The 26,864-nt window shown below is 72.6% G+C and carries 24 protein-coding genes and 1 riboswitch; of the genes, 8 read left to right on the top strand and 16 right to left on the bottom strand.

Annotated features, from left to right (window positions below; translation table 11 throughout):
• Positions 1-60: 60 nt before the first annotated feature.
• From ACWDSL_RS36770 to ACWDSL_RS36760, 3 genes are all read right to left on the bottom strand, one after another.
• The gene (locus ACWDSL_RS36770) at positions 61-2,298 is read right to left on the bottom strand and encodes a putative bifunctional diguanylate cyclase/phosphodiesterase (RefSeq protein ID WP_450492297.1); all 2,238 of its coding nucleotides are present in this window, start codon (positions 2,296-2,298) and stop codon (positions 61-63) included.
• 323 nt (positions 2,299-2,621) lie between these two features.
• On the bottom strand, positions 2,622-3,050 hold the full coding sequence (locus ACWDSL_RS36765; RefSeq protein WP_089510307.1) for a DUF2267 domain-containing protein: 429 nt from the start codon (positions 3,048-3,050) through the stop codon (positions 2,622-2,624).
• Between the two features lie 89 nt (positions 3,051-3,139).
• The gene (locus ACWDSL_RS36760) at positions 3,140-3,640 is read right to left on the bottom strand and encodes an Hsp20/alpha crystallin family protein (RefSeq protein WP_450492296.1); all 501 of its coding nucleotides are present in this window, start codon (positions 3,638-3,640) and stop codon (positions 3,140-3,142) included.
• Positions 3,641-3,740: 100 nt separating this feature from the next.
• Here ACWDSL_RS36760 and ACWDSL_RS36755 point away from each other — a divergent pair, with 100 nt between their 5' ends.
• Positions 3,741-3,995 carry a hypothetical protein gene (locus tag ACWDSL_RS36755; RefSeq protein WP_450492295.1) on the top strand — a complete coding sequence of 85 codons (255 nt, stop codon included), beginning with the start codon at positions 3,741-3,743 and terminating at the stop codon, positions 3,993-3,995.
• Between the two features lie 278 nt (positions 3,996-4,273).
• Here ACWDSL_RS36755 and ACWDSL_RS36750 read toward each other — a convergent pair whose 3' ends face one another.
• Positions 4,274-5,671, bottom strand: coding sequence for a peptidase C39 family protein (locus ACWDSL_RS36750; RefSeq protein ID WP_450492294.1), 1,398 nt, complete (start codon positions 5,669-5,671; stop codon positions 4,274-4,276).
• 219 nt (positions 5,672-5,890) lie between these two features.
• On the opposite strand from ACWDSL_RS36750, the gene ACWDSL_RS36745 reads away from it, so the two are divergent.
• Together ACWDSL_RS36745 and ACWDSL_RS36740 are read left to right on the top strand one after the other, a co-directional pair.
• The gene (locus tag ACWDSL_RS36745) at positions 5,891-6,577 is read left to right on the top strand and encodes a uridine kinase family protein (protein ID WP_450492293.1); all 687 of its coding nucleotides are present in this window, start codon (positions 5,891-5,893) and stop codon (positions 6,575-6,577) included.
• A gap of 425 nt (positions 6,578-7,002) precedes the next feature.
• Positions 7,003-8,901: an AAA family ATPase gene (locus ACWDSL_RS36740; RefSeq protein WP_450492292.1), complete on the top strand. Its 1,899-nt coding sequence runs from the start codon at positions 7,003-7,005 to the stop codon at positions 8,899-8,901.
• Positions 8,902-8,923: 22 nt separating this feature from the next.
• Here the strand turns inward: ACWDSL_RS36740 and ACWDSL_RS36735 are convergent, their stop codons facing one another.
• The 11 genes from ACWDSL_RS36735 to ACWDSL_RS36685 form a co-directional block, all read right to left on the bottom strand.
• Positions 8,924-10,117, bottom strand: a complete 1,194-nt coding sequence (locus ACWDSL_RS36735) for a hemolysin family protein (protein WP_450492291.1) — start codon at positions 10,115-10,117, stop codon at positions 8,924-8,926.
• Complete coding sequence (locus tag ACWDSL_RS36730; protein ID WP_450492290.1) at positions 10,114-11,517, bottom strand: hemolysin family protein; 1,404 nt, start codon at positions 11,515-11,517, stop codon at positions 10,114-10,116. Before ACWDSL_RS36730 ends, ACWDSL_RS36735 begins: the two co-directional genes overlap by 4 nt.
• A gap of 224 nt (positions 11,518-11,741) precedes the next feature.
• Entirely contained in the window at positions 11,742-12,209 is a 468-nt protein-coding gene (locus ACWDSL_RS36725; RefSeq protein ID WP_450492289.1) for a PH domain-containing protein, read from the bottom strand.
• A 73-nt stretch (positions 12,210-12,282) separates the two neighbouring features.
• A complete protein-coding gene (hisG, locus tag ACWDSL_RS36720) occupies positions 12,283-13,131 on the bottom strand; it encodes an ATP phosphoribosyltransferase (RefSeq protein WP_450492288.1) in 849 nt (282 codons plus the stop codon).
• 47 nt (positions 13,132-13,178) lie between these two features.
• A complete protein-coding gene (locus ACWDSL_RS36715) occupies positions 13,179-13,451 on the bottom strand; it encodes a phosphoribosyl-ATP diphosphatase (RefSeq protein ID WP_450492287.1) in 273 nt (90 codons plus the stop codon).
• A gap of 48 nt (positions 13,452-13,499) precedes the next feature.
• A complete protein-coding gene (ribH, locus tag ACWDSL_RS36710) occupies positions 13,500-13,973 on the bottom strand; it encodes a 6,7-dimethyl-8-ribityllumazine synthase (protein ID WP_450492286.1) in 474 nt (157 codons plus the stop codon).
• A 96-nt stretch (positions 13,974-14,069) separates the two neighbouring features.
• Positions 14,070-15,389, bottom strand: coding sequence for a bifunctional 3,4-dihydroxy-2-butanone-4-phosphate synthase/GTP cyclohydrolase II (locus ACWDSL_RS36705; protein ID WP_450492298.1), 1,320 nt, complete (start codon positions 15,387-15,389; stop codon positions 14,070-14,072).
• 62 nt (positions 15,390-15,451) lie between these two features.
• Entirely contained in the window at positions 15,452-16,099 is a 648-nt protein-coding gene (locus ACWDSL_RS36700) for a riboflavin synthase (protein ID WP_450492285.1), read from the bottom strand.
• Positions 16,100-17,209, bottom strand: a complete 1,110-nt coding sequence (gene ribD, locus ACWDSL_RS36695; RefSeq protein ID WP_450492284.1) for a bifunctional diaminohydroxyphosphoribosylaminopyrimidine deaminase/5-amino-6-(5-phosphoribosylamino)uracil reductase RibD — start codon at positions 17,207-17,209, stop codon at positions 16,100-16,102. It lies immediately after the preceding gene.
• A 146-nt stretch (positions 17,210-17,355) separates the two neighbouring features.
• Positions 17,356-17,486: riboswitch (FMN riboswitch) on the bottom strand.
• Positions 17,487-17,567: 81 nt separating this feature from the next.
• The gene (locus tag ACWDSL_RS36690; protein ID WP_450492283.1) at positions 17,568-18,875 is read right to left on the bottom strand and encodes an alginate lyase family protein; all 1,308 of its coding nucleotides are present in this window, start codon (positions 18,873-18,875) and stop codon (positions 17,568-17,570) included.
• A gap of 165 nt (positions 18,876-19,040) precedes the next feature.
• The gene (locus ACWDSL_RS36685; RefSeq protein WP_450492282.1) at positions 19,041-20,246 is read right to left on the bottom strand and encodes an ROK family transcriptional regulator; all 1,206 of its coding nucleotides are present in this window, start codon (positions 20,244-20,246) and stop codon (positions 19,041-19,043) included.
• Between the two features lie 150 nt (positions 20,247-20,396).
• Between ACWDSL_RS36685 and ACWDSL_RS36680 the strand changes: the two genes are divergently transcribed.
• The 3 genes from ACWDSL_RS36680 (at position 20,397) to ACWDSL_RS36670 (ending at position 24,037) form a co-directional block, all read left to right on the top strand.
• Positions 20,397-21,611 (top strand): MFS transporter, encoded by a 1,215-nt coding sequence (locus tag ACWDSL_RS36680; RefSeq protein ID WP_450492281.1) that lies wholly within the window; start codon positions 20,397-20,399, stop codon positions 21,609-21,611.
• 212 nt (positions 21,612-21,823) lie between these two features.
• Complete coding sequence (locus ACWDSL_RS36675; RefSeq protein ID WP_450492280.1) at positions 21,824-22,540, top strand: ArsR/SmtB family transcription factor; 717 nt, start codon at positions 21,824-21,826, stop codon at positions 22,538-22,540.
• Between the two features lie 93 nt (positions 22,541-22,633).
• Positions 22,634-24,037 (top strand): uracil-xanthine permease family protein, encoded by a 1,404-nt coding sequence (locus tag ACWDSL_RS36670; protein WP_450492279.1) that lies wholly within the window; start codon positions 22,634-22,636, stop codon positions 24,035-24,037.
• Between the two features lie 24 nt (positions 24,038-24,061).
• On the opposite strand, the gene ACWDSL_RS36665 is transcribed toward ACWDSL_RS36670, so the two are convergent.
• On the bottom strand, positions 24,062-24,907 hold the full coding sequence (locus ACWDSL_RS36665) for a helix-turn-helix transcriptional regulator (RefSeq protein WP_450492278.1): 846 nt from the start codon (positions 24,905-24,907) through the stop codon (positions 24,062-24,064).
• A 146-nt stretch (positions 24,908-25,053) separates the two neighbouring features.
• On the opposite strand from ACWDSL_RS36665, the gene ACWDSL_RS36660 reads away from it, so the two are divergent.
• Together ACWDSL_RS36660 and ACWDSL_RS36655 are read left to right on the top strand one after the other, a co-directional pair.
• Positions 25,054-25,917 carry an NAD-dependent epimerase/dehydratase family protein gene (locus tag ACWDSL_RS36660; RefSeq protein ID WP_450492277.1) on the top strand — a complete coding sequence of 288 codons (864 nt, stop codon included), beginning with the start codon at positions 25,054-25,056 and terminating at the stop codon, positions 25,915-25,917.
• Positions 25,918-26,036: 119 nt separating this feature from the next.
• The gene (locus ACWDSL_RS36655) at positions 26,037-26,732 is read left to right on the top strand and encodes a DUF5995 family protein (RefSeq protein WP_450492276.1); all 696 of its coding nucleotides are present in this window, start codon (positions 26,037-26,039) and stop codon (positions 26,730-26,732) included.
• Positions 26,733-26,864 lie beyond the last annotated feature (132 nt).

Genomic DNA, 26,864 nt, shown 5'->3' with positions numbered 1-26,864 from the left:
GAGCCCACCGCCCGGGGGGGGGGGTTTGTTCCATCCCCCCGCCGCGGGCGCGTCCCCGCGTCAGCTCGCGTCGGCGAGGGCGAGGGTGTGCAGGCGCTCGGGCGGGCCGGGGCGGGCGTAGTACCAGCCCTGGGCGGTGTCGCAGCCCAGGCGACGTAGACACTCGGCCTGGACCGCGGTCTCCACGCCCTCCACCGTCACCGCCAGGTCGAGCGTATGGGCGAGCGAGACGATGCCCTCCACGATCTTGACGTCGACCGGGTCGATCGGGGCCCGCTGCATGCCCCGGGTGAAGGAGCGGTCGAGTTTGAGCGTGGAGACCGGCAGCCGGCGCAGATACGAGAGGTTGGAGTAGCCGGTGCCGAAGTCGTCCAGGGCGATGTCCACGCCCAGGTCGGCGAGTTGACGCAGCGGGCGCAGCGCGTCCTCGTCCACGTCGATCAGGTCGTTCTCCGTCACCTCCAGGCACAGCGCGCTCGGGCAGAGACCCGCGTCCTCCAGGACGGCCACGGTGTCGGAGACCAGGCTGGGGTGGCTCAGCTGGCAGGGCGAGAGGTTGACGTTGACCCGCAGCTGATCGCCGGCGCCGGCGCCGGCATCGGCGTCCCGCCAGTCGCGGGCCTGCCGGGCGGCCTGCTCCAGCACCCAGCGGCCGAGCGGCACGATCAGCCCGGTGTCCTCGGCGAGCGGGATGAACTGGTCGGGGCCGAGGACGCCGTGCTTGGGGTGGAGCCAGCGGACAAGCGCCTCGGCGCCGCGTACGGTGCCGTCGGCCAGCCGCACCAGGGGCTGGTACTCGATGAAGAACTCGCCCCGCTCCAGGGCTGCGGGCAGCCCGTTGGTCAGGCTGTGGCGCGCGATGACCTGGGCGTTGGAGTCGGCGTCGGCGAGTTCGAAGCGGTTGCCGCCGGCCGCCTTGGCCCGGTACATCGTGATGTCCGCGCTACGCAGCACCTCGGCCCGGCTGAGCTCGCCGGCCAGCCCGTCCACGACGCCGATGCTGGCGCGTACCAGCAGCTCACGGCCGTCGACGCGGACCGGCTCCGCCAGGGCGTCGAGCATCCGGCGGGCGAGTGCGGTGGAGTCCTGCTGGGCCGTGGGGCCGGTGACCAGGGTCAGGAACTCGTCGCCGCCCACGCGTGCCAGCAGCTCGCCGGGGGCGGCCGCGCAGTCCCGCAGCCGCTCGGCGACGGCCTTGAGCAGCCGGTCGCCCGCGATGTGTCCGAGGCTGTCGTTGACCGATTTGAAGCCGTCCAGGTCCAGGTAGCACACGCCGAAGCGCTCGGCGTCTGCCTCGCCGGCCAGCACGTTGTCCAGGCGCTCCAGGAACAGGGTGCGGTTGGGCAGCCCGGTCAGCTCGTCGTGGGTGGCCTCGTAGCGCAGCCGCTCGCGCAGCAGCCGGTGCTCGGTGATGTCCTCGGCGAGGGTGAGCTGGTACTGCGGGGCGCCGGTCGAGTCGCGGATCAGGGTGACGGTGAGATTGGTCCACAGCACGCTGCCGTCGTCGCGGTAGTGGGGCTTCTCGATGCGGAAGTGCTCGCGCCGGCCGGTCACCAACTCGCGGTAGATCTCGTGGACTCCGGGCGCGTCGTCGGGGTGGACGAACTCGTTGACGTTGCGGCCGGGGCGGAAGAAGTCCATACCGCCGAACATCCGGGCCATGGCGTCGTTGACGACCAGGATCTCGCCGTCGAGGCCGCAGATCCCGACGCCGACGACCGCGCCCTCGAACACCGCTTGGAACCTGGCCTCGCTGGCGTGCAGCGCCTTCTCGGCCTCGGTGCGGGCGGCCTCGGCGGCGCGTGAGATGGCCTCGTGCTGATCGCGTTCGCGCTTTCTCAGCTCGCGGACGAAACCGGCGGCGAGGGCGTGCTGGAGCCGGGTGCAGCGGGCTCGCGCCTCGTCCTCCGCCATGGGCCCGGCCATGGGCTCAGCCGTCCGGTCGGCCATCGGCTCGGGCGTCCGGTCGCCGGGCGGGCAGTGCGACACCAGATGGCCGTCGATCGCGCCAAGGATCGCCGGCAGCGCCTCGGGTTCGGTGCACTGCGCGCCCACCAGCGCGGCCCCGACCTCGTACGCCGGGGCGGTGTCGAAGGGCTGGGAGCCGAGCGCGTCGCTCAGCCGCCGGGCCAGCGGCACCAGGCGCGCCTCGAATTCGGCACGGGTCAGCGTCGTCGCCGCCACCGGGTGGACGGCGCGGCTCCAGACCTCGGCGAACCGCCTGATCCGGGCGTCATCCGCCGCCGTGCTCTCCCCCGTGTCGCTCGGTCTCCGCCCGCCGCCCGGCCCGGAAGTCATATCGCGGGCCCCGCCGCGGTGCGGCCGCCATGAGCCGCCGCGTCCTCGCCCGCTCCGTCGTCTCCGTCGTCGCCCTTTGGCCGCCAGTACACGTCCTGCACTTCCTCGCCCTCTTCCGGCTTCCGGGGCCGCCCTCAGGGTCGTCCGCGTCCTCGGGGAAGTGGAGCATGACGAATAGCGGCAGGGCAACCCGCTGCTGAGCCGAGATTACTGATCAACCGTCCGTTGTGGAGCGTGAAGTGGAAATCACTAGTCCGCTTCTTGGTCATTTTCGGCGTCAGGAACGGAAAAGCCGGGAGGAGCCGGGCAATTACCCGCCGGCGCTAAGGTATGACGGAGGCCAGCGACGACGGCAACCGCGCCTTCAGATCATTCCACTCGCCTTCGCTGACATGATGCTCGAGGGCTTGCAGAACGGTGCGCACCAATTGCTCGGTGTCACCTTCGATCGCGTACGGGAAGTCCGCGCGGACCCGTCTGAAGAATTCTTCACTGTTCATCTTCACCGGTGTGTGCGCGGGCCGCCACCCGTCGTAGTAGACCCCCCGCAACAAGGTCGGGAGCTGCGCGCCGAACTGCACGGCCTCGTCGACCGGGAGCCGGTCCCGCAGATGGTGCAGCACCGCGCGCAGGGCCGCGTACGACTGCTTGCGGCGCTCCTTGGGCCAGCCGTACGCCTCTTCGATCTCTTTCAGAAGCCGGTTGGCCTTGTCGACCATGGTGTCGAACGAGGAAAAGCCTGTCGCAACCATCTCGTTGTCCTTCTGCCGTTCCGCCGGCCGCGGCGGAACACACCCGAAGGGGCGGGTCCCACCGCGGGACGAAGCCTCCTTCGGCGGGCTCAGCGGCCGCCGCTCTCGCCGGCCTCGGTGATTTCGATGTGGCGGAGCTTGGTGGTCTCCGCCTTGGGGACGTCGATCGACAACACGCCGTCGGACATGCTCGCCTTGACGCGTTCGGTGTTCACTTCGCTCGGCAGCCGCATCCGGTACTCGAAGCGGCCGGTACGGCGCGTGGTGCGGCGCAGCACGCCCTTGCTCTCCCGTTCCTTGATCTCTCCCGAAACGGCCAGTTCCGGCCCGCTCACCTCGACATCGACGTCCTGTCGGCTGACGCCTGGCAGCTCGATCTGCACGTGGTAGGACTCGTCGGTCTCGGACACGTCGGCGGACGGCGTCCAGGCCGCCAGGGCGGCGCCCGGCATCGTGCCGCCGACCGTGGATTCGAGCAGACCGCCCATCTGGTTGAGCAGATCGTCGAATTCGGCCAGCGGGCTGCGGGCCCAGCCGCGCTGACGCTCCAGCGCGCCCTCGTTTCGCGTACGTCGGACGGGCATGCTCATCGCCCATCACCTCCGTCCTCTCGGTGATCCGCGGATGTGTTGTGTCCACCGTCCGGCTCGAGGGGCGGGCCGGGCGGAGCATGGGTGGCGAGGTCGCGAAGTGGCTGGGGTGTTCATGGGCGTGGTGGATCGCCGTCGCCTCTTCGCCGGCGCGGCACTGCTGGGCCTCGTACACCGTGGCCGCGTAGTGCACGCCGGTGGACTCCAGGCGCTCGATCCCCGGCACGTCCAGGCGGCGGTACCGGGCGCCCGCGCCGACCAGCAGGGCGCGGCGGCGCAGGTGGGCGCGGATGATGGGGTCGCGGGCGACCAGCACGCGCACCCGGTCGACCGGCGAGGACAGGATCTCCCCTGAACCCGATCTGCTCCTCGGTCAGCCGCGGGAACTCGCCGTACAGGTCCGGGAACGGGATCGCCTCGCCGGTCATCAGGCGGGCGGCTCGGGCTGGGTGGCCATGGACATTCACCCTCCTCGCGCTGCGGGCGACGACCTCCCCCTGTCCAGGATGGGCAGCCGGAGGGCCGCCCGCACCTCGGATCATGGCCGAGGCGGGGCGTAGAAGGGCGGAGGACGGCGCCCGGGGCCGCAACCGCAGGGCCGGGGCAGGCCGGGGCCGGGCGCCGCCGGTGGGCTCAGCGGATGCCCAGCTCCTGCAAGGCCCGGCGCTGGCTCGCGGTCGGCTTGGCCGGGAAGTACAGGTAGCACACGCCCCCGGTGCCGGAGGCCACCTTGCCCTGGGCGTTGTAGCGCTTGGTGCGCAGCCAGATCGTCTCGAACTCGCGTCGCTTGTAGACGTGGCGGACCGCCGCGTTGTCGGCGGACGCCGGGTCGTTGGCGATGACATCGCCGTCGGCGGTGAAGCCGATCACGGTCATCAGATGGCCCGCGGTGCCGTAACCGGCCCCGGTCAGCTCCTCCTTGAGGAAGGACTGGGAGGTGATCACCGGAATACCGGCGGCGATCAGCTTCTCGGCGTCGTTCAGCGAGCCGAGCCGGGTGACCACGCCCTGCAGATCGCGGTACGTGGCGGCGTACGCGGCGTTGAACGGCCAGTTGCCGCAGCCCTCGTACTGGTAGTCGAAGGTGTACCGGGCGGCGTGGCAGACCTGCGGATCGGCGTAGTCGGGGTTGACCCAGGCCAGGTCGTCGGCAGTGGGCTTACGGCCCCAGTACTCGACGATCATCTGGGAAGAGGTGGGGCTGCACCACGCCTCGCCGCCGTTGTCGTACTCCGGGTACTGACCCTTGTGGATCTCCTGCGAGTAGCGCGGCACGGGCAGCTCCCGGCCGCCGGCCGGCCCCGGGGTGGAGGCGGGCACCTCGAAGCGGTCGGGGACGTCCGAGCCCATCGCGCCCACGCGCCAGACCTTGGGTGTCACGCCGCTGCCGGGCTTGCGGTAGAGGGTGAGCCGCACCCGGTACGAGGCGAGCCGCAGCCCGCTCGCCGGGTCGTCGACGGAGAAGGTGTCGGTCCACACCGCGCTCTTGCCGTCGCTCTGGTCGTCGACCGAGGTCCGCCGGATGGAGTCGGCGCCGTCGCCGGACGTCCAGCGGCCCATCACATACCAGGGGGTGTCGGTGCCGTCGGAGTAGGTGCCCTTCAGCTCGGCCTGGATCCAGGTGGAGGCGGGGGTGCGGGCGTTCCAGGAGACGATCACCTCGGTGGCCGGATGGGCCAGGGTGTGGATCGGGGAGGTCCAGGTCGCGTACTCCCAGGCGGCGGTGGTGCCGGTGTGCGGATCGGTGTAGTCGGCGGTGCCCGCGGGGCGGGAGATGACCACGCCGGGGCGGGCTCCGGCCTCGGCGCGGATGCCGTCGCCCGCTCCGGCCCGCCAGTCGGCGAGGCTGGTCCAGCCGTGGTAGCCGATGGCGGGGGCGGCGGCTCTACGAGCGGGCCGGGCCGCCGGGCGCACCGCCTCGGTGGCGGCGGCCGCGGCGTCCGTGGCGGACAGCGCGGTCGCCGAGGTGACGGCGAGGGCGGCGGCGAGCACGGTGCGGCGAGGTGTGAATCCGTCTCCGGATCTGGTCATACGGGGTTCCCCCAGTCGTCGTCCGGGTGGGCCGCGGGTGCGCGACAGTCGCACAACTATGGCCGCTGCGAATGGTGTCAGGCCAGTGATTCCCGGTGCGGCACCTCATCAATATTGGTGTGGACCATTGGAGTGAGACGGAGGGAACGGCGGGGTGTGCGCGGAGCCGGAAAACGGCGGCGCGACCGGGCCGGGACGGCCGCCGTAAGGTGGTCGGCGATGGACCTCTCCGACATAGCCACCGCCCCGCCCGGCCCCCTCGCCGCCCCCGACACGACCGACACGCCAGGCGAGCCCGACGCGCTCGCCGCGTTGGCCGGGCGGCTGCGCGCGCTGCCGCCCTCGTGCGGGCCGGTCCGGCTGGTCGCGGTGGACGGGCACGCGGGGTCCGGTAAGACCACGTTCGCCGGGCGGCTGGCGGCGGCGCTCGGCGGCGCCCCCGTGCTGCACACCGACGACCTCGCCACCCACGAGGAGCTGTTCGCCTGGACCGGACGGCTGCGCGAGCAGGTCCTCGTCCCCTTCGCCCACGGCGCCGCCGCCCGGTACGCCGCGTACGACTGGGTGGAGCGCCGCTTCGCGGCCGACCGGCGGCGGCTCGCCCCGGCCCCCGTGGTGCTGATCGAGGGCGTGGGCACCGGCCGCCGCTCCCTGCGCCCGTATCTCGCGCGGCTGCTGTGGATGGAGGTGCCCGACGCGGAGTCCTGGCGGCGGGGACAGCTGCGGGACGGACCGGAGCTGTCCACATTCTGGGACGGCTGGCTTCCCGCCGAGCGCGCGCATTTCGCCGTGGACCCTTCGCGCCCGTATGCCGAAACTCTGGTAATGCAGCGAAAAGAGGGGTACGAGTTGCTGGCGGGGCCTGCCGTGGCGGTCCGAACCTCCCCTCGACCTCACACTGCGTAACCGCGAGCGTCCGGGCCGCACCCGATCGGCGCTCCGGACCCGCGACGCGCGCCCCAACTCGGCTTGACCCGGGGCCCATACAGGTCTTACGTTCTCAATGTGCGACTCGTACGAGTCGCCCCACAACGCGAAGCCCCCGGTTGTTCCCCCGTGATCGGGGGCTTCGTCCTGTCTGGGGACCCCTCCAGCGACTCTCCCGAAGTCCCTTTCCGCCACTTTTGCTCCGCACCCCCCTCACCCTCGGTGACCAGCGTCTTCCGGCCTTTCGCGCCCCATGTGCGCCCCCGCGCACGCCGCCCGGCCAGGCAAGTTGGACACGAACAGCCGTGCGGCACCCTCGGCCCGTGCGGCCTGCGCAGGTACGATGCGAAAACGGGGCAGCCGCCCCTGCGGCAACCACGGGGGCAGGGTTTGTGGGGGACGTGATGGGTTTCGGCACGCAGAGTTCGCACGCCCCAGCCGATCTCGCCTGGCTGCGCGCCGTCGACGCCTACACCATGGGCGCGTACGCGCAGGCCGAGGACGAGTTCCGGGCCGCGGTGCGGCACGACCCCGGAATGGCCGACGCCTGGCTCGGCCTGCACGCGCTCCGCGCCGACACCACGACCGCGCTGCTGCGCATGTACCGGCACCGCGACCGCTTCGGCGAGCAGCGCGCCCGCCACCACCGCACCCTGAACTCCTGGTACTGGCTGGGCTGGTGGGTTCAGCCGGTGCTGGAGACCAGCCGGGACCTGCTGCTCGCGCACGCCTCCCACTGGCTCGACGGCCGCCACGTACCCGAACTCGACCGGGCCCTGGCCGGCTGCCCGCCCGTCGAGGCCGATCCGCAGGCGCGCTTTCTGCACGCCTGCCGGGCGTATCTGGTCAAGGACTGGGAGCAGCTGGTGCGGCACACCGAACCGCTGCTGGACGATCCGTTACTGGGCATCGAGGCGGGGCTGTTCGGCGGGATGGCCCGGGTGCGCCTGGAGATGTTCGGCCAGGCCGAACCGCTGCTCGCCGCCGCCTTGATGCGCTGCCGCAGCGAGCAGCCGCAGCGCAAGGAGCTGCGCTACTGGCTGGCCCGCGCCCATGAGGGCACCGGCCGCAGCGCTGCGGCGCTGCCCCTCTACCGCGCGGTGCACCGTATCGACCCGACGTTCATGGACACCTCGGCCCGGCTGGCGGCCATAGCCGAGGGCGACGGCCTGGACGAGACCGCGGATCTGGCCGCCGTATCGCTGGCCGGACTCGGCAGCCAGGATGCCGCCGAGGGCCGCGACGCCGCCACCGACCCCGACCCGCTGGTCACGGCCGATCCGCCGGACGGCCGCGAGCTGCGCACCACCGGCCCCGATCCGGAGGGCTCGCCGCTGGTGAGCTCCCCGGTGGTGGCCTCCGACGGCCCGCGCGAGCGGGTCGGCGTGCCCCCGCAGCCCGGCCCCTCCGACCCGGTCCTGCTGGAGAGCGCGCTGCAGGAGCTGGAGCGCATGGTCGGCCTGGAGCCCGTCAAACGGCAGGTGCGGGCGCTGTCGGCGCAGCTCCATATGGCCCGGCTGCGCGCCGGGCAGGGCCTCCCGGTCCAGCCGCCCAAGCGGCACTTCGTCTTCTCCGGCCCCTCCGGCACCGGCAAGACCACGGTCGCCCGGATCCTCGGCCGCGTCTTCTACGCGCTCGGACTGCTGGGCGGCGACCATCTGGTGGAGGCCGGGCGCGCCGATCTCGTCGGCGAATACCTGGGCCAGACCGCCGTGAAGGCCAATGAGCTGATCGACTCGGCGCTCGGCGGGGTGCTGTTCGTGGACGAGGCGTACTCCCTGTCCAACTCCGGCTACAGCAAGGGCGACGCGTACGGCGACGAGGCGCTGCAGGTGCTGCTCAAGCGCGCCGAGGACAACCGCGACCGCCTCGTGGTGATCCTGGCCGGCTACCCCGAGGGCATGGACCGGCTGCTGGCCGCGAACCCCGGCCTCGGCTCGCGCTTCACGACGCGCGTCGACTTCCCCAGCTACCGCCCGCTGGAGCTCACCCGGATCGGTGAGGTCCTGGCCGCCGAGAACGGCGACATGTGGGACGAGGAGGCGGTGGAGGAGCTGCGCTCCATCAGCGGACACGTCGTGGACCAGGGCTGGATCGACGAGCTGGGCAACGGGCGGTTTCTGCGGACGCTGTACGAGAAGAGCTGCGCCTACCGGGATCTGCGGCTGTCCGGCTGGACCGGCGCGCCGACCCGCGAGGACCTGGCCACGCTGCGGCTGCCGGATCTGATGCAGGCCTACGGCGAGGTCCTTTCGGGCCGCGGCCCCATGTACCGCGACCCGCAGGACCCGCCGCTGGAGTGACCCGCCGCAGGCGCCGCGACGCTCAGCCGACCATCGCCCGCTCCTCCTCCGCGGAGGCTGCGGAAGGCCCGGGTTTGGAAGACGCGGGGTCCTCCGCCGAGGCCGCCGAAGCCGCCGAAGCCGACGGCGCCGACGGCGCCGAAGGCGCCAGCTCGCCGCGGGGCTCGGCCACGCGGTCGCGGGTCCCGCCCCGGTGGGCCGGGTCGCGTACCTCGCCCACCAGCATCTCCAGGACGTCCTCCAGGGCGACGAGCCCCAGCACCTTGCCCGAAGCGTCGGCGACGGCCGCCAGATGCGAGGCGGCCCGCCGCATCACGGTGAGCGCGTCGTCCAGCGGCAGTTCCGCCCGCAGGGTCCCGATCGGGCGCCACAGATGCTGGGGTACGGCCCGCTCCCGGGCCTCCAGGTCCAGGACGTCCTTCACATGCAGATAGCCCATGAAGGCCCCGCCGGCCCCGCGCACCGGGAAGCGGGAGTAGCCGGTCCGTACGGTCAGCTCCTCGATCTGCCGGGGCGTGACCGAGGGGTCGACGGTGACCAGGCCCGCCGGGTCGAGCAGGACGTCCGTGACCGGGCGGCTGCCCAGCTCCAGGGCGTCGGCAAGCCGCTCGTGCTCGCCCGGGTCGAGCAGCCCGGCCTGCCGGGAGTCCTCGACGAGGTGGGTCAGCTGCTCACTGGTGAACACCGCCTCGACCTCGTCCTTGGGCTCCACCCGGAACAGCCGCAGCACCAGCCGGGCGCAGGCGCCGAGCAGCGCGGTGACCGGCCGGCACAGCCGGGCGAAGGTGACGAGGCCGGGCCCGAGCCACAGCGCGGTCTTCTCGGGCGCCGCCATGGCCAGGTTCTTCGGCACCATCTCGCCGATGACCAGGTGCAGACAGACCACCACCGCGAGCGCGATGGCGTAGCCGAGGGGGTGGACGAGGCCGCTGGGCAGATGGACGGCGTGGAAGACCGGCTCCAGCAGATGCGCGACGGTCGGCTCGGCGACCGCGCCGAGCGTCAGCGAGCAGATGGTGATGCCGAACTGCGCGGCCGCCATCATCTGCGGCAGGTTCTCCAGGCCGGTGAGCACCGTACGGGCGCGGGCCGAGCCCTCGGCCGCGCGCGGCTCGATCTGGCTGCGGCGTACGGAGACGAGGGCGAACTCGGCGCCGACGAAGAAGCCGTTGGCGAGGACCAGGAGAGCGGCGAAGAGAAGTTGGACCAGGCTCATCGTTCCGCCCCCCGCGCGGCGCCGCCGGCGGCGCCGCTTGCCGTGAGTGTGCCGGTGGCGGCGGCCGCCTCGGCGCCGCTGCCGGTGCCGGTGCGTATGATCCGCACCCGCTCGGCCCGGTGGTGTCCGACCTGCCGGACCGAGAGCTTCCAGCCGGGCAGCTCGGCGGTGTCGCCGACGGCCGGGATCCGCGCGAGGAGGTCGGCGACCAGCCCGGCCACCGTCTCGTACGGCCCGTCCGGCGCCTCCAGGCCGATCCGGCGCAGGGTGTCGACGCGGCAGCCGCCGTCGGCCTCCCAGGCGGGGCGGCCGTCCTCGGCCGGGGCCGGCATGAGGTCCGGGGTGTCCGCGGCCTCGTCGTCGTGCTCGTCGCGCACCTCGCCGACCAGCTCCTCGACGATGTCCTCCAGGGTGACCACGCCCGCCGTACCGCCGTACTCGTCGACGACGACGGCTATCGGCTGCTCGCTGCGCAGCCGCTCCAGGAGCGGCTGGACGGGCAGCGTCTCGGGGACGAGCACCGGGGGCTGGGCGATCCGCGCGACCGAGGTGCGCAGCCGCTCCTCCGAGCGCACCGCGAGGGCGTCCTTGAGGTGCACCATGCCGACCACCTCGTCGAGGCGGTCGCGGTAGACGGGGAAGCGGGAAAGACCGGTGGCGCGGGTGAGGTTGAGCACATCCTCCGCGGTCGCGGACGACTGCAGGGCGCTCACCCGCACGCGCGGGGTCATCACATGCTGCGCGGTCAGGTCGCCGAGGGAGAGGGTCCGTACGAACAGGTCGGCGGTGTCCTGCTCGATCGCGCCGGCCCGCGCGGAGTGGCGGGCCAGGGAGACCAGCTCACCGGGGGTGCGGGCGGAGGCCAGCTCCTCGGTGGGCTCGACGCCGAGCGCCCGTACCAGCCGGTTGGCGACCGTGTTGAGCAGGGCGATGACCGGGCGGAAGAAGCGCGCGAAGGCGTACTGCGGCCCGGCGACGAACCGCGCGACCTGAAGCGGCCGGGAGACGGCCCAGTTCTTGGGCACGAGCTCGCCGACGATCATCTGGACGGCGGAGGCGACCAGCATGCCCAGGACGACCGCGACACCGGAGACGGCGCCGTGCGGCAGCCCGGTGGCGGTCAGCGGCGGGGTCAGCAGCTCACCGAGCGCCGGCTCCGCGAGCATGCCGACCACCAGGGAGGTGATGGTGATGCCGAGCTGGGTGCCGGAGAGCTGGAAGGACAGCTCGCGCAGGGACTCGACGACGGTGCCGGCCCGGCGGTCGCCCTCGGCGGCGGCCCGCTCGGCGTCCGCCCGCTCGACGGTGACCAGACCGAATTCGGCCGCCACGAAGAAGCCGTTGGCGAGGATCAATACGAGTGCTGCGGCGAGCAGCAAGAGGGACAGGGTGGTGCTCATGCCGCCGCCATCGGTTGATGAGGGGCGGCGCAGGTACTACAGGACGATCCGTCCATCTCTGGAGGGAGTCACTCCTCGGGTCGCAGGGGCCTGTCAGGGCGCGCACAACGGCGCGCGGACAGGTGGTACGGGCGGGGGCACTGGCAGCGCCCCCGCAACAGAGTAATCAAGGATCCGGCTTTCCGGGCAGGCCCCGGTACCCGGACAGGGCCGATCGGGCGGCCTCAGTGCGTGCCGTGCCGCTCGGCGAGCGCCCGCAGAGTGCGTGCGTCGTCGATGGCGCGGGCCTTGGCGATACCGGGCTGGATGCCCATCGCGGCCAGGCTGGTGCCGTCGGAGAGGTCCAGGTATACCCAGGGGTCACCGGACCGCAGATTGACCCGCAGGACCTCCGCCCACGCCAGCCGGCGCTTGGTCGTCAGGTTGACCACGGTCACCCCGTCGGCGTCGGCGACCACCTTGGGCCGGCTGAGCAGCGCCAGCACACCGAAGAACAGCAGACCGGTGAAGACGAAGCTCAGCTTCTCCCCCGGGCTCAGCCGCTCCAGGAGCAGCGCGATCGCGCTGAGGGCGACGGCCTGGGCGACCCCCACGGTCAGCAGGACGGCCCGGGTGCGGGTCGGCCGGAAGGTGACAGGGAGGGCGGGGAGCCCGGCAGGGGGCTGCGCGGGCGCCGGCTCAGAGGCGGACACGTGGCGTGGGGTCTCTCCGTGAGAGGAACGGCGGGTCTGGTGCTGGGATGTCCGGGGCGCAGATGTCCTGGGCTCAGAGGCGGCAGGCGTGGATGCCGGTGGTCAGGATGGCCCGCGCCCCCAGGTCGTACAGCTCGTCCATGATCCGCTGGGCGTCCTTGGTGGGGACCATCGAGCGGACCGCGACCCAGCCCTCGTGGTGCAGCGGGGAGACGGTGGGCGACTCCAGGCCGGGGGTGAGGGCCATGGCCCGCTCCACCTGCTCGACGCGGATGTCGTAGTCCATCATCACGTAGCGCCGGGCCACCAGGACGCCCTGCATCCGGCGGAGGAACTGCTGGACCTTGGGGTCGTCGGCGGGGGCGCCGGTGCGGCGGATGACGACGGCCTCGGACTCCAGGATCGGCTCGCCGATGATCTCCAGACCGGCGTTGCGCAGGGTGGTGCCGGTCTCGACGACATCCGCGATGACCTCGGCCACACCGAGCTGGATGGCGGTCTCGACGGCGCCGTCGAGGTGTACGACGGCGGCGTCCACGCCGTTGTCCGCGAGGTGCTTGGTGACCAGGCCGGAGAAGGAGGTGGCGACCGTCATACCGCCGAACTCGCCGACGTCCTTCGCCGTACCGGGCCGGGTGGCGTAGCGGAAGGTGGAACCGGCGAAGCCCAGCTGCATGATCTCCTCGGCCTGGGAGCCGGAGTCGAGCAGCAGATCACGGCCGGTGATGCCGATGTCCAGGCGGCCGGAGCCGACGTACACAGCGATGTCGCGGGGGCGCAGGAAGAAGAACTCGACGTCGTTCTCGGAGTCGACGAGCACCAGTTCCCTGCGGTCCTTGCGCTGCCGGTAGCCCGCCTCATGGAGCATCGCCGACGCAGGCTCGGACAGTGAACCCTTGTTGGGGACGGCGATGCGCAGCATGAGACCTTTTTCCTTACGTGGGCGAGGGCTGGGGCTGTGGGGCGTGCTCAGAGGTGAGCGTAGACGTCGTCGAGGGTCAGGCCCCGGGCGATCATCATCACCTGGAGGTGGTAGAGGAGCTGCGAGATCTCCTCGGCGGCCGCGGCGTCGCTCTCGTACTCCGCGGCCATCCACACCTCGGCGGCCTCCTCCACGACCTTCTTGCCGATGGCGTGCACACCCGACTGAAGCAGGTCGGCGGTGCGGGAGATGGCGGGATCGGCCGTGAGGGCCTTCTGCTGAAGCTCGGCGAAGAGCTCCTCGAACGTCTTCTTGGGCATGATGCCCGTCATCCTACTGGGGTCGCACGATCCGGCTCGGCGCCAGGGTCAGGCGACCGACCGCAGCGTGAGGACGGTGGCGACGGCCGCGGTGACGGCCTCGTGGCCCTTGTCCTCGTTCGACCCTTCGAGCCCGGCCCGGTCCAGGGCCTGCTCCTCGGTGTCGCAGGTCAGCACGCCGAAGCCGATGGGCACCCCGGTGTCCACGCTGACCTGGGTGAGGCCCTGGGTGACGCCCTGGCACACATAGTCGAAGTGGGGGGTGCCGCCGCGGATGACGACGCCCAGGGCCACGACCGCGTCGAAGCCGCGGTCGGCGAGGACCTTGGCGGCCACCGGCAGCTCCCAGCTGCCCGGTACGCGCAGCACGGTCGGCTCGTCGATGCCCAGCTCGCGCAGGGCGCGCCGCGCCCCGTCGACGAGCCCGTCCATCACCTGGGCGTGCCACTGGGCGGCCACGACGGCCACGCGCAGGTCTCCGCCGTTCTCCACGGACAGCTGGGGGGCTCCCTTACCGCTCACGTCTGCTTCTCTCCTTGGTGCGGGTGTTGCTCTGGTGCGGGTGTCGCTTGGGGTACGGGTGTCGCTGGGGCGACGGCTACGGGTACGGGGCTGCGGCTACTGGTTGCCGCAGGCGGACATCGGCTGGGGGCGGCCGCTCTCCAGCCACGGCAGGTCGTGGCCCATACGGTCGCGCTTGGTGCGCAGATAGCGCAGGTTGTGCTCACCGGCCTGGACCGGCATCGGCTCCCGGCCGGTGACCCGCAGCCCGTGCCGGACCAGCGCCGCGGTCTTCTCCGGGTTGTTGGTCATCAGGCGCAGCGAGCCCACACCGAGGTCGGCGAGGATGCGGGCGCCGGCGGCGTAGTCGCGGGCGTCGGCGGGCAGGCCGAGTTCGAGGTTGGCGTCGAGGGTGTCGCGGCCCAGCTCCTGAAGCTCGTATGCGCGCAGCTTGGACAGCAGCCCGATGCCGCGGCCCTCGTGACCGCGCAGATAGACCACCACGCCGCGGCCCTCGGCGGTGATCCGCTCCAGGGAGGCGTGCAGCTGGGGGCCGCAGTCGCAGCGCTGCGAGCCGAAGACATCGCCGGTCAGGCACTCGGAGTGGATACGGACCAGGACGTCCTCGCCGTCGCCGATGTCGCCCTGGACGAGGGCGATGTGCTCGACGCCGTCGGTGGTGGAGCGGTAGCCGTATGCCTGGAAGTCGCCGAAGGCGGTGGGCAGCCGGGTCTCGGCCTCGCGCCGCACGGTGGGCTCGATGGCCCTGCGGTAGGCGATCAGGGCCTCGATGGAGATGATCGCCAGTCCGTTCCGGCGGGCGAAGGCGACCAGTTCGGGCAGGCGCAGCATGGTGCCGTCGGGGCCCGCGATCTCGCAGATCGCGGCGGCCGGGCGGAGCCCCGCCAGCCGGGCGAGGTCGACGCCGGCCTCGGTGTGGCCGTCGCGGGTCAGCACCCCGCCGTCGCGGGGGCGCAGCGGGAAGATATGGCCGGGGCGCGCGAAGTCCTCGGGGGTGGAGTGCGGATCGGCCAGCAGGCGCAGGGTGGTGGAGCGGTCGGCGGCGGAGATGCCGGTGCCGACGCCGTGTTCGGCGGTGGCGTCGACCGAGACGGTGAAGGCGGTGCGCATGGACTCGGAGTTCTCCTCGACCATCTGCGGCAGCCGCAGCCGGTCGAGGTCGGCGGCGTCCAGGGTGGCGCAGATCAGCCCGCGGCACTCGCTCATCATGAAGGCGACGATCTCGGTGGTGGCCTTCTCGGCGGCGACGATGAGGTCGCCCTCGTTCTCCCGGTCCTCGTCGTCCACGACCACGACGGGGCGCCCGGCGGCGATCTCGGCGATCGCCCGCTCGACGGAGTCGAGGGACAGCTCGTCGGGCCATTCGGGGGCGCCCTGCGGGCTCGGCACGGCCTGCACGCTCTGTACGGGGGTCATGTGTCGCTGCTTCCTGGTGTTGCTGCTGCTCGTGGGCTCCTGGACGTCGCCGACGGGGGCGGTCATGCGACGGCCTCCTCGTCCGTGGCGTCCGTGCCGGCCGTGCCGGCCGGGGCGCCCGCGCCCTTGCCCAGCAGCCGCTCGACGTACTTGGCGAGCACGTCCACTTCGAGGTTGACGGGGTCGCCGGCCTGCTTGACGCCGAGGGTGGTCAGGGCGAGGGTCGTCGGGATGAGGCTGACGGTGAAGTAGTCGGGGCCCGCGTCGACGACGGTCAGGCTGATGCCGTCGACCGTGATGGAGCCCTTCTCGACGACATAGCGGCTCAGATCGGCGGGGAGCGAGATCTTGACGATCTCCCAGTGCTCGGAGAGCTTGCGCTCGATGACGGTGCCGGTGCCGTCGACGTGGCCCTGCACCAGGTGGCCGCCCAGGCGCCCGCCGAGCGCCATCGGGCGCTCCAGGTTGACGCGGGAGCCGACGGCGAGGGCGCCGAGGCTGGAGCGGTTCAGGGTCTCGGCCATGACGTCGGCGGAGAACCGGCCGTCCTCGAGGTCGACGACGGTGAGGCAGACGCCGTTGACGGCGATGGAGTCGCCGTGCTTGGCGCCTTCGGTGACGACGGAGCCGCTGACCAGGAAGCGGGACGCGTCGCCCAGGTTCTCGACGGCGACGATCTCGCCCAGTTCTTCGACGATTCCGGTGAACATTCAGCTCTCCTCGGGTGCGACAGGGGCGGTGGGCGCCGGCACGGCGGTGATGCGCAGGTCGGGACCGAGCCTGGTGACGTCGGTCAGCTCGAGGCGCAACGCGCGGGTGATGGTGGTGATTCCGGCGTCGGCGAGGGCGGGGGCGCCGGCGCCGAGCAGTGCGGGGGCGAGATAGCCGACGACCTTGTCGACGGCGCGGGCGGCCAGGAACGCGCCGGCGAGCGTGGGGCCGCCCTCCAGCAGGACCGAGCGGACCCCGCGCCCGTGGAGCTCGCCGAGCAGCGCGGGGATGTCCAGGCCAGGACCGGACGCGGCGCGTGGCAGCCGTACGGTCTCGGCGCCCGCCAGCCGTACGGCGGGGGCGTCTTCGGCGACGGCGACCAGGGTGGGTGCGGTGCCGTCCAGGACCCGGGCGCCGGGGGCGATGGTGGCCTTGCTGTCGAGGACGACGCGCAGCGGCTGCCGGGCGCCGCCTTGGCCACGTACGGCGAGGTGCGGATCGTCGGCGCGCAGGGTGCCTGAGCCGACCAGCACGGCGTCCGACTCGGCGCGCAGCCGGTGCACATCGGCGCGGGACTCGGCGGAGGTGATCCACCGGCTGGTGCCGTCGGCGGCGGCGCTGCGCCCGTCCAGGGTCGCGGCGTACTTCCACAGCACGAAGGGGCGGCCGAACCGCGTCGAGGTCAGCCACGCCTCGTTGACCGCGGCGGCCTGGTCGGCGAGGAGTCCGCTCTCGACGGCGGTCCCGGCGGCGGCCAGGGTGGCGGCCCCGCCGGCGGCCTTGGCGTTGGGGTCGCCCACCGCGTACACGACGCGGACGATCCCGGCGTCCAGCAGCGCCTGGGCGCAGGGGCCGGTGCGGCCGGTGTGGTTGCAGGGTTCGAGGGTGACGACGGCGGTGCCGCCACGGGCCCGCTCGCCGGCCGCGCGCAGGGCGTGGACCTCGGCGTGGGGTCCGCCGGCCTGCTGGTGCCAGCCCTCGCCGGCGGTACGGCCGTCGGCGTCGAGGATGACGCAACCGACCACGGGGTTGGGGCTGGTGTGGCCGAGGCCCCGGGCGGCGAGCGCTATGGCACGGCGCATCGCTTCGGCTTCGGCGGTGGTGGCCACCGGGTCCTCCTGCCTCTTCGGGCACGGACTCCGGGGCTGTCGAGATGACAGAAGCGGAAAGACGGCACCGGGGAACGCCTGGGCCGGGATACGGTCCGCCACAGAAAGCGGGCCGCCGAGCGCGGCGCACCGGTGCACTACTCCCGCCGCGCACTGCCTCCCATCCGGACTTTCACCGTCGGTCCAGGAATTTCACCTGGTCAACCGGCCGCTGGCAGCGGACGGGTCGCGGACTGTAACCGCCGGTTCGGATTTTCACCGACCCCGGAGTGCGCTGACGTCACTGGTACGGCCCCAGTGTGCCATGGGACATCGGCACAGCTGGGGCCGCGGGAGTGTGGCTTGCCTCACCCGTCCGTCAACCAGTGGTGGCGATGCTGTCAAGCTGCTCGACGGCCGGCCGCAGCGCCCACAGGTCGCCGCCGGGCGGTGCCTGGAGCGCGGGGAGCGCCGCCTTGGCCTTGCGGTCGCCCGCGTCGGCCGCCGCGTGCACGATGTCGCTCGCCGCGTAGGCGCGGAAGTCCAGCTCCGGGTATGGCCAGGGCTTGGCCCCGGTGGCCGCGGGGAGCAGTACGTCGACGGCCTTGAAGAGGTTCGCCCCGTCCGGCCCCGTGTAGTGCCACAGGTCCACGCCGACGTGCTTGCCGACGGCCGCGAGGCGGGTGAAGGCGACGAGGTTGAAGGTCGAGTAGTGGAAGCTGCGGGTGCGGGAGAGCTCTCCGGGCTGGGTGCCGTCCGCCGCGATCTGGGCGTCCACGCGCTTGGTGCGGGCCTCGCGGACGACCTGGCGGGCCAGGTCCCGGTCGCCCACGGCGGCGGCGATGGCGGCGATCTGCATATCGGCGAACGTGCCGTGGTTGTTCTCGGCGGCGCTCTCCTCCTTGCCGAAGTCGCTGTTCACCAGCCAGTCCAGGAACTGCTTGTTCCAGGTGCGGAAGCCGGTGTGGTCGCCGCGGGTCCAGCCGGGGGCGCCGGTGTCGAGGATGGCGGCGGCGTCCAGCAGGCTGGTGAAGCCCTGGGAGAAGTCGATGATGCCGATCGAGCGGCCGTCGTACTTGCAGGGGATGAACTGGGCGTGGTTGAGGCTGGGGTTCATCCGGGTCGCGGGGTCGACGAACCAGGTGCGCAGGATCTCGGCGGCGTGCTCGGCGTAACCGCGCTTGCCCGTGTAGTACCAGGCCAGGGAGAGCTCATAGGCGGACTCGAAGACCTTGCCCACCTCGGGACGGTCCGTCATCTTGTCCACGTCGGGGTTCCGTTGGCCATCCTTCTGAACATAGGGGCAGCCGTACGGATTGTCTTCGGTCTTCGGCTGGGTGGGCCACCAGTACGGGGCCTGGCTGAAGTAGTCGTGCTTGTCGCCGCTGGGCGGCACCTGGTCCTTGTCGGTGACCGTCCAGGGGCCCTGGTTCATCCACTGGTCGGCCCGGGCGGTCAGATCGCGTACGGTCCGCTTCAGCCGCACGTCTCCCAACTGCAGCTTCACCTTGGTCACGGCCAGCCGTGGGCCGTCGAGCACCACGGTCCTGGGCACCGGGGCCGGATGGCGGGCGGGTTCGGCGCCCTGGGCGGAGGGGGCGGCGGGGAGGGCGAGGACGGCGAGGAGCGCGGAGAGGGCGACGGCGGCGCGGGCGATCGGCCCACGTACGGGAGAGGTTGCACCCATCGAGGGACCCCAATCAGCTATCTGAACAGAATTCAGGATCGCGATCGTGGGCCAGGCTATGCGGAGGCCATGCTCACGACAAGAGATCGCGCATAACTCCGCGGCGGCGTGGCACCGAGCCGCGGACCGGCTGAGGGACGCGGACCGGCTGGAGCGACAGGCCGGCTAAGGGGCGCCGAACAGCTGGTTCTGGGCGGCGTCCGTGGCGGTCAGGACCGCGCCGCGCAGCACTCCACCGCCGCCCACCACCCCGGCCCGCACCTGGGTGCACAGCGGCGACATGCCCCGCAGCCTGTCCCCCACGCGGCGCGCCAGGTCGGCACCCCCGGCCCGGCCCACCTCTCCGCCGAGCACCACACAGCCCGGGTCGAGCACCGCGCACACCGCGGCCGCGCCCACCGCGATCCGGCCCGCGAGCGCGTCCAGGAACGGCTCGCCCCGCTCCCCCTCGTCCACCGCGGCCCGTACGACCGCCTCCGCCGCGCGCGCGTCGTCCGCCGGGTCGGCCGACAGCCCCAGGTCGCGGGCGAGTTCACAGACCGCGGGGCTGCCCGCGAGCGAGTGGAAACCGCCGTCGCAGGCGGTCGCGGACGGCAGCCCGGACGTCCACGGCACCGGCATGAAACCGATCTCCCCCGTCCCCCCGGAGGCCCCGCGTCTGAGCACCCGGTCGAGCACGACGGCCGCGCCGACGCCATGGCCCAGCCACAGCAGTACAAAGGTGTCCCGGTCGCGGACCACACCGAGCCGCTGCTCGGCGACGGCGGCCAGATTGACCTCGTTCTCCAGCAGCACCGGCGCCCCGAGGCCGGCGTGCAGGGCCGCGCTCAGCTCGCGGTGCCAGCGGGGCAGGGCGTCGGTGGCGGCGAGTTCGCCGGTCGCCGGGTCGACGAGCCCCGGGGCGCCGATGCCGATGTGGTGCAGCCGCTCGGCCCCGGCCTCCCGGGCGGTGCGCCGCACCAGGTCCACCGTGGCCTCGGCGGCCCGCGCGGGCTCGACGTCGGCGGCGACCGGCAGCGACGCCTCGGCGCGGGTGTTGCCCAGCAGATCGGCCACGCACACCGCCACGCTCCGCGCGCGGACGTCCACGCCCGCCACATGCGCGCTGTCGGCGACGATGCCGTACACCCGGGCGTTGGGCCCTCGGCGCTCGGCGCCCGCCTCCCCCACCACCGCGATCAGCCCGGCGTCCCGCAGCCGCTCCACGAGGTCCGCGATGGTGGGCCGGGACAGCCCGGTCAGGTTCTTGAGCTGGCCGGCGGTCAGCGGCCCCTCATCCTTGAGGAGGTGCAGGGCGAGGCGGTCGTTGATCGCCCGCGCCGTACTCGGAGAGGCGATACGGCCCGCCAGGGGCACGCGCGTCGACGTCATGGCGGGATCCTTTCAGAGGCACCGCTCATATGGACTCTATCTATCAGGGAGCCTTCCTGATAGTTTCCGTGGTCGAATCGCGTCTCCCAAAGGTCCTCAGAACGTCTCCAGAAGATTTCCGGTAAGGCTCCAGAAGGGTGGGCAGCAGGTATGGGCAGCGATACGGACGCGAAAGCACTGCGCCGGGCGCGGGTCGCCGTGGCGACCGTGTTCGCCGTCCACGGCGCGGTCACCGGCAACTTCGCCACCCGCGTCCCCTGGATCCAGGAGCATCTGGACCTCGGCGCGGGCCTGCTCGGCCTCGCCCTCGTCTTCCCCGCGATCGGGGCCTCCGTCACGATGCCCCTGGCCGGGCGGATCAGCCACCGCTTCGGCGCCCGCGCCGCCCTGCGCGGGCTGATCGCGCTGTGGTGTCTGTCGCTGGTGCTGCCCCCGCTCGCGCCCGGCCTGGTCTGGCTGTGCGCCGCGCTGTTCGTCTACGGCGCCTCCGCCGGGATGGCCGATGTCGCCATGAACGCCCTCGGCGTGGAGATCGAGGCGCGCCTGGGCCGCTCCATCATGTCCGGGCTGCACGGCATGTGGAGCGTCGGAGCGCTCCTCGGCTCGGCGGCCGGCACGCTCGCCGCCCACGCCGACGCGGACGCCCGGCTGCATCTCGGCCTCGCCGCCGCCGTGCTCACCGTGATCGGCGCGGTGGTCTGCCACTGGGTGCTCGATCTGCGCAGCGCCCCCGAGGAGCACCCGCCGCCCCGCTTCGCCCTGCCGCCCCGCTCGGCGCTGATCATCGGCGCGGTCGGCTTCTGCGCGGTGTTCGCCGAGGGCGCGAGCCTGGACTGGTCGGCGGTCTATCTGCGGGACGTCCTGGACTCCTCCCCCGCCCTCGCCGCCGCCTGCACCACGGCCTTCTCCTGCACCATGGCCGCGGCCCGGCTCGTCGGCGACGCGGTGGTGGGGCGGTTCGGCGTGGTAAGGACCGTACGGGTGGGCGGCGTTCTGTCCACGGCCGGCGGTGTGCTGATCGTGACCGCCAACGGCCCCGCCCGCGCCATCGCCGGATTCGGCCTGCTCGGCCTCGGCGTCGCGGTGGTCGTCCCGCTCGCCTTCGCGGCGGCCGGGCGCAGCGGGCCGAATCCCAGCCAGGCGATCGCGGGCGTCGCCACGATCACGTACACCTCGGGTCTTATCGCCCCGGCCGCGATGGGCTCGATCGCCGACGCGACCTCGTTGACGGCCTCGTTCGGTGTGGTGGCGGTGCTGACGCTGGGGTTGGTGGTGGGAGCGGGTGTGCTGCGCGGGCCGGCGCACGAGGGGGCGGCGGCCGGCGGCCACGCGGACGCGGCGGCGTCGAGCGCGGCGCCGCGCTGACGGGGCGCTTCTCCCCCACCCGCCCCTTCCCACAACCGGGGCTCCGCCCCGGACCCCGGTCCTCAAGCGTCGGACGGCTCGGGGCCTGCCTCCGCGCGGCGGAACCGCGTATCGGCACAGGCCGGGAAGGGGAGGGGCGGGTAGGGAAAGGCGCGGCGCAGCCGGGCGTGAGTTCGGCCGGGGCCGAAGTGTCGGGGGCGCATGATGGGCGTATGCCCCAGCCCCATTCCCGCGGCCCGCAGCTCGCCCGGTTCGCCGCGCTGCTCGCGGACGAGACCCGCGCGTCGTTCTGTCTGGCGCTGCTCGACGGGCGGGCATGGACCGCCGGGGAGCTGGCACGGCTCGCCGGGGTGGCCCCGTCGACCACGAGCGAGCATCTGAGCCGGCTGGTCGAGGGCGGTCTGCTGGCGGAGGAGCGGCAGGGCAGGCACCGCTACGTACGGCTGGCGGGGCCGCAGATCGCCCAGCTGATCGAGGACCTGTCCGGCCATGCCGCACCGCCGCCCGCGCCCCGGACGCTGGGCGCCGCCGGCGCCGGTGCGGCCATGGCGCGGGCCCGGACCTGCTACGACCATCTCGCCGGGCGACTCGGCACCGCCATCACCGACGCCATGCTGGAGCGGGGGCTGCTGCAGGGCGCGACGGGCTTCTCGCTGACCGACGCCGGTCTGGTCTGGTTCCGGGACCTGGGCGTCGATCTGTCGGGCGCGCCGCGCGGCCGCCGGCCGATGGCCCGCAGCTGTCTGGACTGGACCGAGCGCAGACCGCATCTGGCGGGCATGGCGGGGGCCGCGCTGTGCCGGCACGCGCTGGACGCGGGGTGGTGTGTGCGGATCGGCAGCCAGCGGGCGCTGCGGGTCAGCGAGGACGGGCAGCGGGCGCTGCGCGATCTGCTGGGCGTGCGGATCGCCGACCTGCAGAATCTTTGATCGCTCGGCTCCAGGATCTTTAGGGGGATGAAACACACTTTCGACCGTCTAACATTGCTGCGATCCCCCTGAGCAATGAAGTGGAGCACAACCATGGGCCTCGGCGTGCGCTGGACCCTGCACGGCGACGGGCGTACGCCCGCCCCCGGAGCCGTCGTCAAGCCGGATGAGCGGCTGTCCTGGCCCAGGACGGCGGGTCTTGGCGCACAGCACGTCGTGGCGATGTTCGGGGCGAGCTTCGTGGCCCCGGTGCTCATGGGGCTCGACCCCAATCTCGCGATCATGATGTCCGGGGTCGCGACCATCCTGTTCCTGCTGGCGACCCGCGGCCGGGTGCCCAGCTACCTGGGCTGCAGCCTCTCCTTCGTCGGCGTCGCCGCCGTGATCAGGGCGCAGGGCGGTGGCAGCGCCGCCATCACCGGCGCGATTCTCGTGGTCGGCGGGGTGCTGTTCCTCAGCGGTCTGGCGGTCCGCAAGTTCGGCGCGCGCATCATCCACGCGGCGATGCCGCCGGTGGTCACGGGCGCGGTGGTGATGCTGATCGGCTTCAACCTCGCACCGGTGACGGCGAACACATACTGGCCCGCCGACCAGTGGACCGCGCTGCTGACCATGCTCTTCACCGGTCTCGCCGTGGTCTGTCTGCGCGGCTTCTGGTCACGTATCGCGATCTTCCTGGGCCTGGTCTTCGGCTATGTGATCTCCTGGCTCTTCGACCGCGTCTTCGGCAGGATCCACTCGCTGGACGGCAGCGGACGGGCCACCGACCACTGGCGGCTCGACCTGTCCGGGGTGTCCAAGGCGGACTGGATCGGACTGCCCTCCGTCCACGCGCCCAGCTTCCAGTGGTCGGCCATCCTGGTCGCCCTGCCGGTCGTCATCGCGCTGATCGCCGAGAACGCCGGGCACGTGAAGGCGGTCGGCGAGATGACCGGCGACCCGCTCGACGACACCCTCGGCACCGCCATCGCGGCGGACGGCGCGGCCACCATGCTCTCCACGGCGGTCGGCGGCCCGGCCAACACCACGTACTCCGAGAACATCGGCGTCATGGCGGCCTCCCGTGTCTACTCCACCGCCGCCTACTGGGCCGCGGCCGGCTTCGCCCTGCTCTTCGGGCTGTGCCCCAAGTTCGGGGCGATCGTCGCGGCGATACCCGGCGGCGTACTGGGCGGGATCACCGTCATCCTGTACGGCATGATCGGGCTGCTCGGCGCCCAGATCTGGGTGCACAACAAGGTGGATCTGCGCAATCCGCTCAATCTGGTGCCGGTCGCGGCCGGTGTGGTCATCGGCGTCGGCGGGGTCGGCCTCAAGGTCAGCGACAACTTCGAGCTCAGCGGGATCGCGCTGGGCACGGTCGTCGTGCTCAGCGGCTACCACCTGCTGCGCGCTCTGGCCCCGGCCCATATGAAGCGCGAGGAACCGCTGCTGGACTCGGGCACCAGCGCGTACGACGACGAGCCGACGGCGGCCGAGACCGCCACCAAAGCCTGAGGGCCTGAGTAGAACCTCGCGGCACTATCCGCGCGCCGCGAGGTCCTGGAGGCCCACCACCCGCAGCAGCTCAAGACGCTCGTACGACTCGGTGCCCGGGCGGGCCGAGTGGACGATGAGCCGCTGGGCGTGCTCGGAGCTCAGCAGCACCTCGCACTCCAGCTCGAGCAGCCCCACCACCGGGTGCAGAAAGCGTTTGACCGCCGAGCGGCGCACCGCGACCTCGTGCGCCTCCCACAGCGCGGCGAACTCCTGGCTGGCCGCCCGCAGCTCGGCAACGAGCGCCGCCGGTTCGGGGTCGTCGGGGCGGGCGGCCAGCACGGCCCGCAGATTCGCGACATGGTTCCGCGCGTGCTCCTCCTGGTCCTCGGGCGGGCAGATTCGGCGCGCGTCCGGATCGGTGAAGTAGCGGCGGATCATATTGCGCTGTCCCGGCGGCCGGGCGCTGATGTCGCCGGACAGCGCGGCAGCCATCGGGTTCTGCGCCAGCACCTCGCCCCAGTCGTTGATCACCATCGCCGGGGTGTCGTACAGCCGGTCCAGGACCAGCAGCAGACCTGGCCGCACATGCCCCGAGGACGACCGGTCGCGCGGCGGCTCCTCCCCCACCAGATGGAAGAGGTGGTCCCGCTCGTCGTCGGTGAGCCGCAGCGCGCGGGCCAGCGCGGTCAGCATCTGCCGGGACGGGCGCGGGCCACGGGCCTGCTCCAGGCGGGTGTAGTAGTCGGTGGACATACCGGTCAGCTGGGCCACCTCCTCGCGGCGCAGCCCCGGGGTGCGGCGGCGCGCGCCCGGGCCGAGCCCGACGTCGGCGGGTGAGAGCCGGGTGCGGCAGCGGCGCAGGAAGTCGGCGAGTTGAGTGCGGTCCACGCCTCAAGGATCGCCGGTCCCCGGCTCCCCATCCAGGGTCTGCCAATCCCTGGATCGACGGTGCTCTCCCGGTCGGCCGCGGACTCCCGCAGGGTCGGAGCCGACAAACGTCGTAGTCGACAAAAGCTGATAAAAGGAGTCAGGACATGCTGACGTTGGTGACCGGGGTGACCGGCCGGGTGGGACAGCGGTTCACGCCACGGCTGCTGCAGTGGCGCGCGCCCGGCGACGAGGTACGGGTGCTGGTGCGCGACGCGGCGAAGGGCGCGCCCTTCGCCGCGCTGGGCGCGCAGGTGGCGGTCGGCGATGTGCGCGACGAGCAGGACGTGCGCAAGGCGCTGACCGGGGTGGACGCGGTGGTCAATGTGGCGGCGGCGTTCCGGGGGGCGCCGGACGAGGAGGCGTGGGCGGTCAACCGCGACGCGGCCCTCGGCCTCGCCCGCGCGGCCCTGGAGGCGGGGGCCTCGCGCTTCGTCCAGGTCAGCACCAATCTGGTCTACGGCCTTGGGCGCGGCCGGCCGCTGGTGGAGGACGACGAGTCGGTGCCGGGCGGGGAGATGTGGGGCGCGTACCCCGCGTCCAAGGCCGAGGCCGAGCAGGGGCTGCTTGAGCTGCACCGCGAGCGCGGGCTCGACGTCCGGATCGGCAGCCTGCCCTTCGTATACGGCGAGGGCGACCCGCATCTGGCGGAGTCGCTGCGGTGGGCGGGGCAGTGGGCGGGCCATCAGCGGCTGCAGATGGCGCATCACGCGGATGTGGCGCGGGGGCTGGTGCGGCTGCTGACCGCGCCGGGCGTGGCCGGGCGGAAGTACAACATCGTCGATGACGCGCCCGTCACGGCGGTGGATCTGCACCGGGTCAACGGCGTTCCGCTGCCGGAGGGCATGGCGGACCGCACCGACCCCGACCCCTGGTTCGGAGTGTGCTCCAACGCCCGGCTCCGCGCCGAGCTGGGCTGGCGGCCCCTGTACCCGACGCTGTGGACGGCCCGCGACGCGGGGGCGCTGTGACGGGAGCGCTGTGACGAGGCCCGTAACGGGGGCACTCTGACGAGGTCCCGTTAGTCCGTTTCGGGGAAGCGGCGGCGTACGGCCGGACGGGCCGCGGCTCGGCTGCGACGCTTGCGTCCATGACAACGTCGGCCGAGCGGCGCGCGCCGCGGACCGTGGAGGGTGTCGTGGCGCGGATGCGCGCGCTCGGCGCCGCGCTGCCGCCCCGGGACGGGGTGGCGGTCTTCAACCGGGTGTATCTGGCGGTCACCGAGGAGGTCGGCCGCCGGCTCTCGGACGGTTACTTCCAGGACCCCGCCGCCACCCAGGACCTGGATGTGCGCTTCGCCGCCCGCTATCTGACCGCGGTCGACGCGGCGGCGGCCGGGCGGCGGCCGTCCGCCTGCTGGCGGCCGCTGTTCCAGCTGCGCCGCCATCCCGGAGTCCGTCCGCTGCAGTTCGCGCTGGCCGGGATGAACGCGCATATCGGCCATGACCTGGCCCTCGCGCTGGTGGAGACCTGCCGGGAGCGGAAGGCGGAACCGGAGGAGCTTGAGGGCGACTTCGACCGGGTCGGCACCCTGCTCACCGGTCTCGAGGAGCGGATCCGCGAGGACCTGATGCCCGGCCCCGACCTGCTGGACGTGGCCGATCCGCTCACCCACCTGGTGGGCGCGTGGAGCCTGGACAAGGCGCGGGGCGCCGCGTGGGCGGCGTTCCGCGCCCTGTGGGGGCTGCGCGGACTGCCGGAGCTGACCGAGGAGTTCGTCGAGCGCGTCGACGAGAGCGTCGGGCTGGTGGGGCGGTTTCTGCTCACCCCACTGCCCGGCGACTGATTTGTGGTGAGTATGAGACAGCGACACGCCGACGTCATGGCGTGTCGCTGGATCATACTAACCGCAAATACACCGGCACAGTGCGCAGGGTGTTATATAGGAAGAGGGTCGGGGAGGGAAAGAATGTGCAGA

This window comes from Streptomyces sp. NPDC000941, from assembly GCF_053599555.1.
The sequence above is the reverse complement of the archived record's forward strand: the minus strand, read 5'-3'. Positions and strand labels throughout refer to the sequence as shown.